We start from the raw sequence: 16,317 nt of genomic DNA, 5'->3' as shown, positions 1-16,317 counted from the left end.
GAGAGTTATGAAAAAAATAATTATTACGGGTCTGGATAATAAAGTGGCTCAACACTTTGGTTCTGTTCTAAAAAAGTCTCTAAGAAAAATTAAAAACACCAATGTTAAATGTCTAAGTTTTGATTCAAATCTATTGAATAGCAACGGCAAATTTGTACTTTTTTATTCTTCACTAGAGTCTTATTTGGCTGATAAATTAAAAAGAGAAGGGTTTGATGAATCTCAATTAACCGAGTCTATTGAGCAATGGATAGAAGCGAATGCAGATATTTTACGCTTTTATAATCGCAATGCCGAAAGGTGTTTATTGATCAATTCTGGTTGCTTTTTAGAAGATGATTTCCAAAACAAACTAGAAAAGTGTTTTAAAGCAGTATTCAATTTTAACTTGGGGGAATTAAAGGGACTTCAAAACAAATTCTCGCAATCAAACAAGTTGGAAATTGAAATTATTCGCCAATTAGTTGAGTCTAAATCGTCTGAGCCTGAAGGCCTGTATGCTGATTTAGAGAGTGTGGCGAACATTTACTCTTCAGAACAAACTGATACTCTATCTATAGTCGATAGATTCAAAGACTATTGTCGTCAAAATGAATTATTAGAAGCCTCAAAAAAAGAATTAATCGCCCTTAAAGAAAGTACTCAGGAGATAGCACAGCAATTGGCTAGTGCAGATGGCTTGATTGACTCTTTAAAAGATGAAAATGCTAAGTTAACTGATGAAAATGAGAGTGTTTTCTCTTCCTTGTTACCACTGCAAATGGAAATAGAAGAACTAAACCTTAAATTGCATCGTTCTGCTTCTCGTCATCATGAAAATATTTTAGAGAAACAAGATGAGTTAAAGGATAAAGGTTACGAGCTTGCTAGGTCTGAAAAACAAGTAACTATTAAGACGAATGCGCTGGAGGAAACTCGAAAGGAATTAAGGCACATAAATTGGTTGAAAAACAAATTTGAACAGGAATTGGCTGAATTAAAGCTTGAGAATGAAGCCTATAAAAAAGAGTTAAAGGTAGCTCAAGTAAATGTCCAAGACCAGAATGAAATTTCTGAATTGAAATCAGAGAATAAAGAATTAGTAGCACAATTATTATTAACTCAAGAAAAGTATGAAGAGCTTTTTGGAATTAATGAGAAACTAATTTATCAACAAGAAATTAATAAACAAACTTCTTTAGATGGCCAACCTAAACGAATTGCTCAAATAACACCTAGTATTTCTCAAAGGAGACGTAAACTAAGAAAATTGAAAAATAGCCCTGGTCTATTTTTTGTGGATGCTCTGAAGAATACTTTTCAAAGTAAAAATAAGCTAGCAAGCTAATTTGGAACCTATAATGAAATTAAAAGATGTATTGCTAGATAAGCTAGAGATTTTAAAAGAAGTCAGTCCTATTAAAGGTATCGTTCAAGTTGGTATTCGAGAATCGATTGTAGAGCGATACAATGACTGGGGAGTGGAGTCTTGCCTCTTAGTTGATACTGACCCTAAGTTGAGTAAAAAAATTGAAAGAGCTTATAAGCATTTAGGCTGGAATACGGTAAACGTTACCGTAGCAAGCACTGCTAATGAAAGATCGTTTTTTCTAGCAAATAACCCAAAAGAAAGTGGCTTGGTAGATATAAAGGCTCTTTCAAAATATTGGCGTAATTTAAAAGTTGCCCACATTAAGAGTGTGCAAACAGAAACTCTTGAAAATTTATTAGATTCAATAGAAGTAACAGCAAACTGGCTGTGCATTGACTGCTTCCCTGCGATGGAAATCATTGAAGGTCTTGGTTCTAAACTTAATCGCTTTGACGTTATAACCGCCAGAGTTATTATCGATGATGCAAAAGATGCTCCACTTGGTGCGACGAAGAAAGAATGTATAGAGTCCTTAACTCCACATGGCTTTGTGTGCATAGCAATTGAAGATGAAACAAATCCTAATATCGCGACTTTAGTTTTTAATAGAAAATTTAATGAAAAAGCTGAAGATATGGAAGAGTCGCTGATTTCAAACGACGTTTATCAAACATTAGACGCTAAATTAAAAAGTAGTGAAGAGAGAGTTACCGAGCTATCAAATATTGAATCTAAATTAGAGACACAAGTTGCTTCACTAGAGTCACTTAATGAAAAGCTAAGAAATGAATGCTTAAGCATTGAAAAGAAATTGATGGCAGCTGAGAGTAATTTAATAGCTGAAAATGATTCAAGTAATAACCTTACCAAGGAAAAAGAGCAATTAATTACAGCTTTAAATATTGCAAAAGCGGAAATAGAACCTCTCAAGGCTCAACTAAGCGAAACTCACAAGGTTATTGATGCATCTGCTATTGAGGTTAATAGCCTTACAACTTCAAACGACGAGCTGCAAAAGGTAGTTGCTAGATTAACTAGTGAGAAAGGCGAACTGCAAAGCACCTTAAACCAATCGATTAGCGAACAAGATAAACATCAAGCCATGATAGTATCGCTAGAAAGCAGCGTAGCAGAATTAAACGATGATAAAAAAGGCCTCACAGAGCAGATTAATGCTTTAGCCGAAGAAAATAATGGGTTATCAAGTCAAAAAGAATCATTAGAGTCGACCATCAAGCAATTAACAGAAACTAATGAACTTTTAAATAAACAAAACCAAACTTTAACTAATTTGGTAGATGGCCAGAGTAAGTTGTTCCAATCTCTTGAAAATAATTTGTCGCATAAAATTACCACTGGATTAAATAATTCGGTAAAACAGATAGAGTCGTACATTGGCGTTCAAAATTATTTGGAGAATGGTACTGTTGGTCTTGATTATCATGGCTGGCCGATTAGTAGTGATATTGCACTATTTTTGCTTAATAAAGTGGAAACTAATAACTATGATTTAGTTATAGAATTTGGCAGTGGCACCTCAACGATGTTATTTGCCCAAGCAATGAAGAATTTAACTAATCGTAGCGAAAATGACTTCAAGCGAATCTCTGTTGATGCAGAAAACTCACAATATTTAGCTAGTCACCAAGACCTACCTAAAAAGGTCGTTACTTTCGAGCATAATAAAAAATATTTTGATAAAACATCAAAATCATTAGTTAATTCTAATTTTGATGATGTGGTTGAATTAGTTCATGCACCTTTAGTGGACTATAAAGTAGGCGAGAAAAACTACTTATATTATTCTTGCGAAAGTATGCTTCAGCAAATCAAGCAAATCTTTAATGGACGTACTGCCAAGATATTGATTTTAATTGATGGTCCACCAGCTACAACAGGTCCTTTGGCTAGGTTCCCAGCCATTCCAATGATATTAAACAATCTTGCAAATCATCAGCTGGATATTGTTCTTGATGATTACAACCGTCAAGAAGAAAAAGAGATTGTTGATGGTTGGAAGAAAATCTTTGAAGAAAGGTTTATCACTTATGAAGAAGAAGTAGTGAACTGCGAGAAAGGGGCTTTCTTCTGTAGACTCAACTCTTAAGTTAATTCTGTAATATTCATTTTTAAGTCTAAATCTAAATTTAAATCTAAATTTAAATCACTTGTATTTAGAACGTTAACATATAGGTGCTCCATGTTGGAAAGCATATTCTCTAAAGCTAATGAAGCTTATAATCAAGGTGATTACTTCAAGGCTAAAAATCTATACGAAAAAGCCGGCGACAAGTACGGCAAAGACTTTGTTCGTCTTAATATACAAAGATGTTTGAAAAACTTAAAACAAAGCGCTAACCATAATGTTAAACCTGTAACAATCAATCAAACTTTTGATCACGTGTACATGGTAAACCTTAAGGATAAAGTTGAAAATAGGTTGAAGGTCGCACAACACCTAACCAGTCGAGACATTGATTTTGAAGTATTCGAAGCTACTAATGGATATAAAGGCGAGCCTTTAGAAGTTTTCGAGAAATATAAGCAAAAAGAGCTTGGTACACTTTCAATGTTTCCAGAATTTAATGATTTGGAAGTTAAGAGGGGCAAAGGTTTTCTTGAATCCGCAGGAGCGGTTGGTTACATATTTACCTACCTCAGAATTATTAGGGATGCAAAAGCTAATGGCTATAAGAGAATATTAATAGTTGAAGATGATGTGTTGCTAACTGAGAACTTCGATATCGAATTTTCAAAGTTTATGGATTCAACAAACGATCAATGGAAAGTTTTGCAATTTGGTGCATCGCAGTATAACTGGGACAGTGTAGATATAAATGATGCATATAATAAGGGCTATTATAGTCCAAGAAGATTACATACTTGTGGATCTTTTGCTATTGGTCTAGATCATTCAATTTTTGATGAACTTATTGAACTTCAAGAAGCATTTGAAGCACCTTTTGATCACATATCACTTGGAGCTCTTTATGAAAAGTATTTAGGTGAGTGTTTTGTTGCGTTTCCTAATATCATTATGCCTGATGTTGAAGATAGCAGCATCCGTGGAGGCAGATGTCAAATTACCCATGGCGAAAAGATGAAATGGGAAGTCGAAAGCTTTGATTTTCCTTTGAGTAAGCCTTCGGTAAATGTTCTGGTTGATGATAGCAATGCATTAAAGTACTTACATAGCTTTGAAAAACCAGCTTATCAACCATTTGAACTTCGAGTATTCATTAACACCGAAGACGGCCCTAGAGCTATCCATAATTTAGAACTACTTGATTTAGATTTCAATCGATTAGTCGCGGTCACTGATAACGTAAAGTTGCCAGAAGCAGACTACTCGTTGATTATTGAAAGTGGCGCAACGCTTACGGAAGATGATGTCACCAAGTATATTGAATTTTCAACTGGTGTAAGAAGCGTTAATGCAACGCCTTTAATACCATTAAAAGCAGAACATCAAAATATTGTTGAAGGTCGAATTAGCGTTATTATTCCAACATATAAACGACCAACTAACCTGGCCAATGCGTTACGCTCTGCTGCTTCACAAGAATACTTCGATAAAGAAATTTTAGTTGTTAGTGATAATGGCATTGAAAGTTCATTCAATGAAGAAACAACTAAAATAGTAAATCAAATTAAAGAAGAATTCCCGCAAGTTTCAATTCAACTGTTGATACATAACATGAACCGAAATGGGGCTGCTGCTCGAAATACTGGCCTTAATGCATCTACTGGCGAATTCATTTGTTACTTAGATGATGATGACATTTATTTGCCTGGCAGACTTAATAAAAGTGTCGAAGCGTTAAATGCACTTCCTAAAACGATTGGTGGGGTTTATGGCGGCTTTCTTGGGTGGAATTCACCTGTTAATGATGACAATCGCTATGCAACAGGTGATTTAACCAAAGAAATTTTAACGTTAGATTATATGAAGCACTATTTACATACGAATACAGCTACTTATAGACGAAGTGCTGTTTTGGCCATCAATGGTTTTGATGAATCATATAGAAGGCACCAAGATCTAGAGTTTAATTTAAGATACTTCGAATTATATCAAGTCGGTGCAGTGAATCATCCAATGGTTCGCATGAACCCTGAGCCTTCAGATGTGAGTAATAAAGTATTTAATACGGGGATGCTTACCTTAAAAGCCAAATTCCTAGGGCAATTTAACAATACGATAGAGTCATTTGGAAAAGATGTTGCAGAACAAATTTACCGTACGCATTGGAATGAAGTAGCGCGATATACCGATAATCCTATTGAAGTCGATAATTTTCTAAATTCTCAATACTCGAACGGGCCTTTACAAGTAGCTCTCCACTTTAAGAATAAGCAGTAAGTCGAAACCTAGCATCCCTATCATTGAGGACTCGATGATAATGGCACATTTTAGGGTTTTTAAAACTAGTTAAAAAATACTACCTCTTTAAGATAAGAGCTTTAGACATCATAATTAATGGAAAGTTAATTTAATGGTAAATTATTATTCAAATCAGTCAGATTTTTTAATATCTAACTTCGAACGTTATACTACGCTTCCAAATGGAATGATTAAAACGCAAAATGACAGGCACGTTTTTGGTTATTGTCTTAGCTCTACAGAATACTTTCAAAATGAAACCATTAGCAGCGAACAATTTGCTTTATTAAAAACAAATAATATAGATTGTTCTGGTGTATTTGTTGCCATAGAACTTCATCAGGACAGAGCAGAGTTAATAATAGATCCACTTTGTCAGTTCAATATTTTTTATTTTTCAGATGGTAATAGGTTTGTTATATCAAGCTCAATAGAAGCAATGAAAACTTATCTACACTTATCAAAAATAAATGATTCATATTTATACGATCAAATAGCATATCAAAGCCCAATCAGAGGACAGACAATACTAGAAAATGTTTTCTACATTCAATTTGATGATGTGGCGAATAGACAACAATCTCGTAAAGAGTTTATACATATAGATACTAATAGCCTCATTAGAATAAATAGACCCAATTATCAATCATTTGATGACTTAAGTTATACAGAACTGTGTAGGTTATATACAGAGCGATTAAATATGCGCGCTAATGTAGTTGCTTCGAGGTTCGATAAGATCCATGTCCAGTTAACTGGTGGAGCCGATAGTAGACTTGCGCTAAGTGGCTTTTCTCAATTTGATAATGTTGAATGTTATGTTTACGGTAATGGCGAAAGTCAGGATAGACTCGTTTTTGAAGAAATAATAAGAGCTAGAAATATTGCCCCTGTGTCTGAAATTAAATTTGTAGGCCAACCTCTTAGCTGCCCTAATAGAATATTAAAAGGGTTGCTGGATAGTAACTTTTTAAAATTTAATAATCTCAATACGTATATGAATGGCGGTATAGAAAGTGACAAAAAATATTGCAAAATAACAGGGTATTATGGTGCCAACATTAGCGGCGGAGTCGCGATCCCTCCAAAGGATACAGCCTCTAACCCAAGGTTGAAAAGCATTCCAACTGAGTTGTTTACATATCATGATTATGTCGAAGACTTTACAAAAAGGCATGAGGGGTTGCGTTCAGCAGCGTTTAATGATCGATTTTATATAAATAATCGAGGAAAAGGGCACTATGCTTCTCATTCAATTGCTGATAATAAAAGTGTGGCCTCTATCGATATTCTTTATGATTATATTAATTTATTATTGGTAGAAAAATGTCCATATAGCGATTGGGAAATTGATAAAAATGCGGTGTCAATAGATCTTATCTATGAAAATGATAAAGCGTTGGCTTTATTCCCGTATGATAGTCGTCGAGTTCCAAATTATAGAACCTTTAAAGACATACCTCTTATTAATTGCTTCGATGGATATTTATTTTCCTCTAGGCAGTTAGAAGACTTTAAAGTGGTAAAACCTAAAGTTAGTACAAACAATTATCAGTTATTAGAAGAAGGGAATTCATTTCTATCTATAAAAGAAATGTTAAATCTGAACGAAATACAAAAGTTATCTTCTGAATATAAAGAATTGCTATATTTAAATGACTGCAATGATATCCAAGCAAATATTTTCCTGTATTTCTTGTTGGGTCAACTATATATGCAACAATAATAATTTATGATCCTTTCCATATACTAACTGTCAATTTAATTTGGTGTGTATTTTCAAGTCTATCGAGGCTTTAATTATTACATTTTAATAAAGTCTTTTTCTAATATGCAGAAAACATACTTTCAATTAGAACAAAAAATAACGAGTTAAAAATGAATATAACAATCGCCGGCACAGGTTATGTCGGCCTATCTAGTGCTGTGCTTCTTGCACAGCACAATGACGTTATCGCACTAGATATCGTTCCTGAAAAAGTAGAAATGTTAAATAACAAGCAATCACCAATTGTTGATGCTGAAATTGAACGTTTCTTAGGAGAAAAAGAACTTAGCTTTAGCGCTACGTTAGACAAAGAAGCAGCCTATAAAGGTGCTGACTTTGTCATTATCGCAACACCTACAGATTACGATCCTGAAACCAATTACTTTAATACCAACTCTGTTGAAGCGGTAATTAAAGACGTGATTGCAATTAACCCTGATGCGGTAATGATTATCAAATCAACAGTGCCTGTTGGTTTTACGGCAAATATTAAAGCTGAAACGGGCAGTGAAAACATCATATTCTCGCCCGAATTTCTGCGTGAAGGTAAGGCTTTATATGATAACCTTTACCCTTCCCGTATCATTGTTGGTGAAGAGTCAGAACGAGCGAAAATCTATACTGAAATGCTAGTTCAAGGTGCAATAAAAGAAGATATTGAGGTTTTATTTACCGATTCTACCGAAGCAGAAGCGATTAAGCTTTTCTCAAACACCTACCTTGCTATGCGTGTGGCTTATTTTAATGAGTTAGATAGCTATGCCGAAGCGCATGGATTAGATTCTCGTCATATCATTGAAGGGGTGAGTCTAGACCCCCGTATTGGTTCGCATTATAACAACCCATCTTTCGGTTACGGTGGTTACTGCTTGCCTAAAGATACCAAGCAGCTTCTTGCTAATTATCAAGATGTTCCAAATAACATCATAGGTGCTATTGTTGATGCTAACCGCACACGCAAAGATTTCGTCGCAGATTCAATCATTAAATCGAACCCAAAAGTTGTAGGTGTTTATCGATTGGTTATGAAGTCGGGTTCAGATAACTTTAGAGCATCTTCCATACAGGGTGTTATGAAACGCATTAAAGCGAAAGGTATCGAAGTGGTTATTTACGAACCTGTTATGGAAGAAGAAGAGTTCTTTCATTCAAGAGTGATTAAAGACTTAGAAGAGTTTAAGAAAATTTCCGATGTGATCGTTGCAAACCGACGCACAGATAATTTGAGCGATGTTGCTGACAAAGTATACACACGCGACTTATTTGGTAACGATTAGGTATTAAGAATAAAGCGTAGCCAAGTTTGGTTACGCTTTATTGGCTTTTGGTAGTATGCAGAATTTATTTAAACAAGCAGCGAAAAAGTATAATGCAGGGGACTTCCATGGTGCTCATGATTTATATCAGCAGGCCGGCGATAAATTCGGTATGGAAATGGTTCGTCATAATATATTTTTATGTGAGCAGCAACTCGAACCTACCTCAAACCGCTTAAGTGATAAATATGGAGCAGCTTCGTTAACCGATACAGTAGTTGACTCGTTTTTTGACAAAGTCTTTGTGGTGAACTTAGACAAAGATTTAGCAAAGCGCTTTAAAATAACAAAGCAACTTAGAGAGTGTGGCGTAGATTTCGAATTATTTACGGCAACTGATGGCACCGTCGGTGAGGTTATGCAAGAATTTATGCAGTACCAAGCTCGGCCTCAAGGAGCACTAAAACGTTTTGCTAAGTTTAACCATGTTGAGCGACAACGCAGTTCCAAATTTATTGAATCTCCTGGTGCTTGGGGATACATTAAAACCTACTTAAGATTATTAGAATATTTAAAAGCACAAGGTATTAAAAGAGTCTTAATTTTGGAAGACGATGTTATTCTAGCGGATAATTTTTTTCCAAAACTAACTCGTTTAATGGCAAATGTTACAAGTAATTGGAAACTAATTCATCTAGGAGCGTCCCAATATAATTGGGATAAAATAGACGGAGAGCAGGCATCAAGAGACGGTTTTTATCATCCCACATTACTCGATACCTGTGGTTCATTCGCTATGGCTCTGGACGTATCTATTGCTGATAAGCTGATTGAATTAGCAAGTTCATTCGAGGCTCCGTTTGATCATTTGCCTTTAGGACACATATACAATGCATTTCCAGACAAATGTTTTGTTGCGTTCCCGAATATCGTAATGCCAGATGTGAGCGCTAGTTCGATTAGACAAGAGCGTTGTCAAAGTGAACATTCGCAAAAGATGAAATGGCCATTGGCTGATTTTTGTTATCCACTTTCTTCACCTTCTTTGGCCTTAATTGTCGAAGACTATGACAGTTTAAGGTATTGGTCTAGCTTTGCAGGAAAAACTCTGGAGGCTATTGATTTACGTTTATTTGCGAATTTTCGTGAAGGGCTTGTTGCATTGCATAGTATGGATGTTGCGGATAAGTATCAAAAGCAATTTCAGCCCATTAAAAGCTCTATATATTTGTCGGGTAGTGATGTTTACGGTGTTATAAAATCAGGCCATATATTAACGGAATTAGATTTAATTAATTTTGTTAACAATAGCTTGAGTGCAAACTGTTCTGCTTATACACAAATCCAATCTGTGGATATTATCGATAATAAAATTGTTGATAATAGGGTGTCGGTTATCGTGCCCACATATGGCCGCAGTAATTCTTTGGAAAATGCCTTGGAGTCAGTTGCAACGCAATCCTATTCGGATAAAGAAATTATTGTCGTAGATGATAATGGTATATCTAGCGACGCTCAACTTGCCACCGCGAAAATAGTACAAAATATTAAGTTTAAATATCCGAAATTAAATATTAAATACTTAATTCATGAGTCAAATCGTAATGGCTCTGCTGCTAGAAATACTGGGTATTTAGCATCTAAAGGTGAGTACATCTGCTTTTTAGATGATGATGATATTTATCTTCCTGGCAGATTAAGCAAAAGTATTGCTAAGCTGAAACAAACCAACAGTTTAGTTGGTGCTGTTTATTGCGGATACATCAATGGCGGCGAAACTGGACGTGATAAAACACGCTATATTTGCGGTGATCTAAGTAAAGATATTTTGTTATTAGATTATCAAAAGCATTATGTTCACACGAATACCGTAACATACAAGAGAAAAGCTGTTGAGCAACTAAATGGGTTTGATGAGTCATATATAAGGCATCAAGATTTAGAATTTAACTTGCGGTTTTTTAATCGCTTTTCAGTTGATGTTGTTTGCGAACCATTAGTTCACCTTAGACCGTTTCATGTGACTCATGAAAACAAAGTGTTTAATCAACAAATGCGAGCTGTTAAGTATAAATTGCTCAGTCAATTTGAGCCACAAATAAAGTCTTTCTCTGAAAAAATACAAAATAAGATTTATCTTAATCATTGGAAGGAACTTATCGAATTTAGTTCATCTAAAAAAGAACTTAAAAGGCGATTAAAGAATAATAATAATCAATTCAATATTAACCTCTTCAAGTAAAGCAATTAACTATAAGTATTACTGTTTTGACCTGTTTAAAAATTTCTAAATTTCAGCTTAGTGTCATTGTACCTGTGCGTTTGATTGATGATCGCATGGATATATTGGAGAGATTGTCATTCTGCAAAATGTCCTACCAAGGAACTCATATCGAGTTTATTGTTATTGATGATGGCTCTGATGATGATAAAGCCGAACTACTGCGCTCGATGTGTCTTGATTTGGAGCTTAACTATTACAGCACAGGAGCTGAATCGTCGTCTGCGTTTAACTTAGCGAGAGCGAGAAACTTCGGTGCAAGAGTTGCTAAAGCTGAATTGATCATGTTTATGGACGTAGATCTAATTCCATATCCAGGTTTTTATGATGACTTGCTTATCGAGGCTGAGTTACTTGATATGCGCAATACAGTTGATCATTTATTAATGTGTCCTGTCATTTATTTAACGGATGAAGGATATAGGTTATACAACAAGACTGAACAAAGAATGCGTAAGTCTTTTTGTATTAATCAAATGATTGAATCTAATAAAGATTATGTTTCTAAATATTCTCATGGTACGTCTGTTGTTTTAGTTAATCGTTATTTTTATTTAAGTTGTGGTGGCCAAAACGAAACCTTTGAAGGTTGGGGGTATGAGGATTACGAGTTTACTACGAGGCTGATACGTAAAAACATGCGCTATCCCCTGCCTCGTAAATGGAATTCAATGAAGGGTAACTTCATGAATATTCGTAAATATAGGGGATGGAAATCAATCTATCGCTTATATGGTGATTGGCTCGGTTCTAAAGGAATTTATCTTATTCATGCGCCTCACGATATCGATGGCGAATACCATCAGAATAAAAAAAGAAATGAAAAAATATTAAAAGCGCAACTTGAACGAGACGTAAATATCCTTGAGCCTAGACCTTTATCGATTAAAGATGAAATCGTAACCGCTGTGCACCAGAGAAACCGCTACAGTGACAGCAGATATTTACATAGCTTTTTTGGTCAATGTATTGATTATCAATACGAAAAATTTGATTCTGATTCGGCAATAGTCAATTGGCTAGAAAAGCACAACATAAAACAATGTTTATTCGAATTACCATTATTAGACGAAAATTCGAAGGCGCTCTACCAATGGTGTTTGAACAAGCATTTTAACTATATATGCTGCGGGAAAGGAGCGCTGCCTAACTCAGTTTTCTTTGAAAGAAATAACTCTGTTAATCTGCAGAAATCATTACCAGAGGAGTCATGGAATCATCCTTTATCTGTTGATGAAATATTACAAGTTTCCAAATATGTAGAGCATAAAGAAGGTAAGAGAAAGCAGAAGCTGGCAAAGCTTTCCTCCAAGCTTTTTGAAAACATAAATAAAAAGGTATTGTTAGTATCATTATGCGATGAATATTGCCCTCTCACTAAAGAGCAAATTGCTGATGTTATTTTACTATTGTCACAAGGATTAGGTAGTGACTGGCTTATAGTGTACCCACGTGCGAAACAGCTAAATATAGAAATTACAGGCCGTGTATGGGCAATAAATGATGCCGATTTGTTCGAAGCTGAGGAGTTAGCTGATTCAATAATAGCTTTAAATGCGAATTCGGCAATACATGGAATTATTTGTAATAAACCTGTTTATCTATTAGGAAAAACATGGTTTTCTCACCCCCTTTTAAACGTCACTGTGAATAGTAATCAACAACTTGTTGAAGCGATTAAAAAAGGCTTTCGTCCCAGTACTACGCAAATGATGAGGCTGGTTTATTTTTTAAGATTTAAGTTTTATTCTTTTACGCAATATCCTCTAAATGACGTTGAAATGTCAGGTGATAATCCATCATCGCCAGACAAATTCATTGAAATTAGAGGGTTAAGCGATACAGCTATTCACTTTAATCGAGGCCGCGACGTAATTCCTTTTAGTAGTCCGCAGTTTGATAGGTATTGGAGTGATAATTATCAAAAGCTAAATTATTTAAAGAAAATAGCGTCTCATAAAAATATCAAAGCTTTTGTTTCAAAGCTTTTCAAAAAAATAGCTTAACCGCCTAACTAAAATAAAAAATTAACTATGACTTTGTGGACCACCTCAAAAGGTATTTACCAACGACAAGCTTTAATTGAAGCGTGTTTAAAGGATAACTTATCTTTAGTTAAATCATTTGTATCCCCCGCTGATAATGACAAGGTTTTAGGTTGGGGTTTAAAAAAGAATACGCTTAAAGCAAAGGCTTTCGCCCAAAAACATCATCTTGATTATCTGTATTTAGAAGACGGCTTTATTGGTTATATTGGTCACCCAGCGAAAAATGGACAAAATGTATCTTTAATTACCGATTCTAAAGGGCTTTATTACCAAGCTAATTCAGCTTCAACTCTCGAAGAACTAATAGTAAGAGAAAAGACAGAGGAGCAGTTGTCGCGTAGTGAAAATCTAATTCGCAGTATTTCTGAAAAAGGCGTCACCAAATATAATTGCTACGCTTCTTCGGTCTTACCTAGAGAACTAAAACAGAGACTATCTTCATGCGAAAATGAAACAGTATTGGTTGTTGATCAGGTTGCCGGTGACTTATCTATTAAAGGATCTTTGGCTAATAAACAAAGCTTTATAGATATGTTAGCCTCTGCACGTCAGAACCACCCAAATGCAACTATCTTTATTCGAGTCCACCCAGATACAAAGTTAGGTAAGAAAAAGGGCGTATTAGCGAGCCTTAATCTCGATAATGTAGAAATTATCGATGATGTATGTCACCCCCACGCTTTAATCAAATCTGTTGATTTTGTTTATACGGTTTCCTCTCAAATGGGATTCGAAGCGCTTATATTAAACAAGCCTGTTTACTGTTTTGGTATGCCTTTTTATGCAGGGTGGGGGTTAACAAATGATTCGCTTAGTAGTGGGCGTAAGAATGGCATTAGCTTGCAAGCCTTGGTACATGCATCGTTGGTTGAATATCCAAAATACTTTAACCCTATTACCAATGAACCTTGTGAGATTGAAGATATTATTGATATCGTTCAGCAACAATATTTGCAGCCGCGATGGCAAACCCTTTATGCGGTGAACTTTTCAATTTGGAAACGTTCTTTCATTCAATCTTTTAGTCAAAAGTTTGCTAGAGAGGTAAAGTTTGTTAAATCTGTGCCAAATAACTTAAAAGAAAGTGAACAGCTGTTAATTTGGGGCGCGAAAAATAGTGATAAAAAATGTCTTCGAGTAGAAGATGGTTTTATTCGTTCTTCTGGTTTAGGCTCAAATTTATGCCGACCATCTTCATTGGCCTTCGATAACCATGGTATGTACTTTGATAGCTCTATTGAAAGTGATTTAGAGCGGCTGATAAAAAGCACCGAATTATCTGCTGAACAATTCCTCCGCGCACAAAAGCTTTTAACAAATTTGAAAAATAGCCAAGTTAGCAAATACAACGTTGGAAAATTATCTGAATATATTAGGCCAGACGTGAACAAACCTATATTACTAGTTGTTGGTCAGGTAGATGGAGATGCCTCTTTGGAAAAAGGCAGTCCATTTATTCAGACAAATGAAGAGTTATTATGGGCTGTGCGTAATTACCATCCTGGAGCCTATATCATCTATAAGCCGCACCCTGACGTCGTGGCTGGAAATAGAGCTGGCGTTATTTCTGCTGATTGTAAAAATTTATGCGTAGATGAAGAAGTTACCGAATTGACTCTTACAAGTCTCTATAGTCATATTGATCAGTTACATACCATGACGTCTCTGAGTGGTTTTGAAGCATTAATTAAGGACGTCAATGTAGTGACTTGGGGGCAGCCTTTTTATTCTGGATGGGGTTTAACAAAAGATATGCACCCATTAGCACGCCGTAAGAATTTAAAAACCATAGAAGAGCTCTTATACGCAACTTTGATCCAATACCCAACCTATATCGATTGGGATACTGGTTTGTTTGCGTCAGCAGAAAATATTGTTTCCAAAGTCCAACAACAAACATCAAACCAAAAGATATCCATATCACCTATGCAAAAATTGTTCATTAAGCTTAGCTTTTTATGGCAAGCGATGACTATGCGTATATCATTTTAATGGAGTAATGATGAAAAACGTATTATTTCTACAAAGCCCACTTGGTACTTTTTTTAAGTACATGGCGAATCACTTTTCTACTCATGGACATAAAACCTTTAAAATTAATTTTAATGGTGGCGATAGAGTATACGCAGGGGCAGATCATCAGTTTGATTACCAAGGAAAAACTGCTGATTGGGGGAAGTATATTATGAGCTTTATTGACGAGCATAATATATCCGATCTGGTTTTGTATGGTGACTGTCGCTTTTATCATCGTGTTGCAATAACTGTTGCTAAAGCTAAAGGTATCAAAGTATGGTGTTTTGAAGAAGGGTATTTACGCGCTGGTTTTATCACATTGGAGCAAGATGGTTGCAATGCCTATTCAACATTGAATTGTTCGCTAGATACGATTCAATCGACCGTTGCCAAACCTGTAAAAAGTGAGGTTCAAGTTGGGCCGACCTTTAAAAAGAGATTGTGGTATGCGGTGCGCTATTATATCGCAGCAACTCTTACCCAAAATGAATTTCCACACTATGAACACCATAGGCCTTGGTCGAGTTGGCAAGAGTGCTGTTTTTGGTTAAATAATTTTAAACAAAAGTTAACTTCTAAAGTAAAAGATATAGGAGTTAAACGACATGTTTTTCGTAAGTTTGATCAAAAATTTTTCTTATTACCTTTGCAGGTACAAGTTGATTATCAACTACGCGAACACTCACCGTTTTCTAGTGTTGAAGAAGTTATTAAACACGTAGTAATATCCTTTGCAAAAAATGCGAACAAAGCCGAAGCGCTCTTAATAAAGCATCACCCTCAAGATCGAGGCTTTTTCAATTATAGAAAGCTGATCAAGCGATTGGCATTGCAACATAACCTGATGGACCGAGTATTTTACGTGCATGATGTCAATTTACCTGACATATATCGTCATGCAAAAGGGGTCGTGACAGTTAATTCGACCGTGGGAATATCAAGTTTAATCCACCATTTACCTACGATGACGTTGGGTAAGGCTCTTTATGATATTGAGGGGATTACTTATCAGGGAAGCCTAAATGATTTTTGGACATCAAATTTTACCGTTGATGAAGAACTATTTGCTAAGTTTCACTCTCATGTTCAACAACAGACGCAAATACCAGGCGATTTTTACAAAGGCCGAAGGCGTTTAATTGATAGAGTGTATGATGTGATTCAATCATCTCCTAAGATTTCAGAGATTCGTAAAGCGAGTTAAAACAAGGAC

At 35.4% G+C, this 16,317-nt stretch carries 9 protein-coding genes; all 9 read left to right on the top strand.

Annotated elements, in window-relative coordinates; all coding sequences use genetic code 11:
- Window positions 1–7: 7 nt before the first annotated feature.
- The 9 genes from E2K93_RS03735 to E2K93_RS03695 all read left to right on the top strand — a co-directional run bounded on the left by E2K93_RS03735 (window position 8) and on the right by E2K93_RS03695 (window position 16,308).
- Window positions 8–1,327: a hypothetical protein gene (locus E2K93_RS03735; protein ID WP_135437807.1), complete on the top strand. Its 1,320-nt coding sequence runs from the start codon at window positions 8–10 to the stop codon at window positions 1,325–1,327.
- A 13-nt stretch (window positions 1,328–1,340) separates the two neighbouring features.
- On the top strand, window positions 1,341–3,458 hold the full coding sequence (locus E2K93_RS03730; protein WP_135437806.1) for a hypothetical protein: 2,118 nt from the start codon (window positions 1,341–1,343) through the stop codon (window positions 3,456–3,458).
- Window positions 3,459–3,551: 93 nt separating this feature from the next.
- Window positions 3,552–5,714 (top strand): glycosyltransferase, encoded by a 2,163-nt coding sequence (locus tag E2K93_RS03725; protein ID WP_135437805.1) that lies wholly within the window; start codon window positions 3,552–3,554, stop codon window positions 5,712–5,714.
- Window positions 5,715–5,847: 133 nt separating this feature from the next.
- Complete coding sequence (locus E2K93_RS03720) at window positions 5,848–7,461, top strand: hypothetical protein (RefSeq protein ID WP_135437804.1); 1,614 nt, start codon at window positions 5,848–5,850, stop codon at window positions 7,459–7,461.
- 152 nt (window positions 7,462–7,613) lie between these two features.
- The gene (locus tag E2K93_RS03715; RefSeq protein ID WP_135437803.1) at window positions 7,614–8,780 is read left to right on the top strand and encodes a nucleotide sugar dehydrogenase; all 1,167 of its coding nucleotides are present in this window, start codon (window positions 7,614–7,616) and stop codon (window positions 8,778–8,780) included.
- Window positions 8,781–8,835: 55 nt separating this feature from the next.
- A complete protein-coding gene (locus tag E2K93_RS03710) occupies window positions 8,836–11,001 on the top strand; it encodes a glycosyltransferase (RefSeq protein WP_135437802.1) in 2,166 nt (721 codons plus the stop codon).
- Between the two features lie 26 nt (window positions 11,002–11,027).
- Window positions 11,028–13,046, top strand: coding sequence for a glycosyltransferase (locus E2K93_RS03705; protein ID WP_135437801.1), 2,019 nt, complete (start codon window positions 11,028–11,030; stop codon window positions 13,044–13,046).
- Between the two features lie 27 nt (window positions 13,047–13,073).
- Window positions 13,074–15,080 carry a capsular polysaccharide biosynthesis protein gene (locus E2K93_RS03700; RefSeq protein WP_135437800.1) on the top strand — a complete coding sequence of 669 codons (2,007 nt, stop codon included), beginning with the start codon at window positions 13,074–13,076 and terminating at the stop codon, window positions 15,078–15,080.
- A gap of 10 nt (window positions 15,081–15,090) precedes the next feature.
- Complete coding sequence (locus tag E2K93_RS03695) at window positions 15,091–16,308, top strand: capsule biosynthesis protein (RefSeq protein WP_135437799.1); 1,218 nt, start codon at window positions 15,091–15,093, stop codon at window positions 16,306–16,308.
- Window positions 16,309–16,317 lie beyond the last annotated feature (9 nt).

This window comes from Thalassotalea sp. HSM 43 (assembly GCF_004752005.1).
Lineage (GTDB): Bacteria > Pseudomonadota > Gammaproteobacteria > Enterobacterales > Alteromonadaceae > Thalassotalea_A.
The sequence above is the reverse complement of the archived record's forward strand: the minus strand, read 5'-3'. Positions and strand labels throughout refer to the sequence as shown.

Coding starts and splice junctions, on each gene's coding strand:
- E2K93_RS03725 (WP_135437805.1), top strand. CDS start 3,552: ATGTTGGAAAGCATATTCTCTAAAGCTAATGAAGCTTATAATCAAGGT.
- E2K93_RS03695 (WP_135437799.1), top strand. CDS start 15,091: ATGAAAAACGTATTATTTCTACAAAGCCCACTTGGTACTTTTTTTAAG.
- E2K93_RS03720 (WP_135437804.1), top strand. CDS start 5,848: ATGGTAAATTATTATTCAAATCAGTCAGATTTTTTAATATCTAACTTC.
- E2K93_RS03715 (WP_135437803.1), top strand. CDS start 7,614: ATGAATATAACAATCGCCGGCACAGGTTATGTCGGCCTATCTAGTGCT.
- E2K93_RS03710 (WP_135437802.1), top strand. CDS start 8,836: ATGCAGAATTTATTTAAACAAGCAGCGAAAAAGTATAATGCAGGGGAC.
- E2K93_RS03730 (WP_135437806.1), top strand. CDS start 1,341: ATGAAATTAAAAGATGTATTGCTAGATAAGCTAGAGATTTTAAAAGAA.
- E2K93_RS03735 (WP_135437807.1), top strand. CDS start 8: ATGAAAAAAATAATTATTACGGGTCTGGATAATAAAGTGGCTCAACAC.
- E2K93_RS03700 (WP_135437800.1), top strand. CDS start 13,074: ATGACTTTGTGGACCACCTCAAAAGGTATTTACCAACGACAAGCTTTA.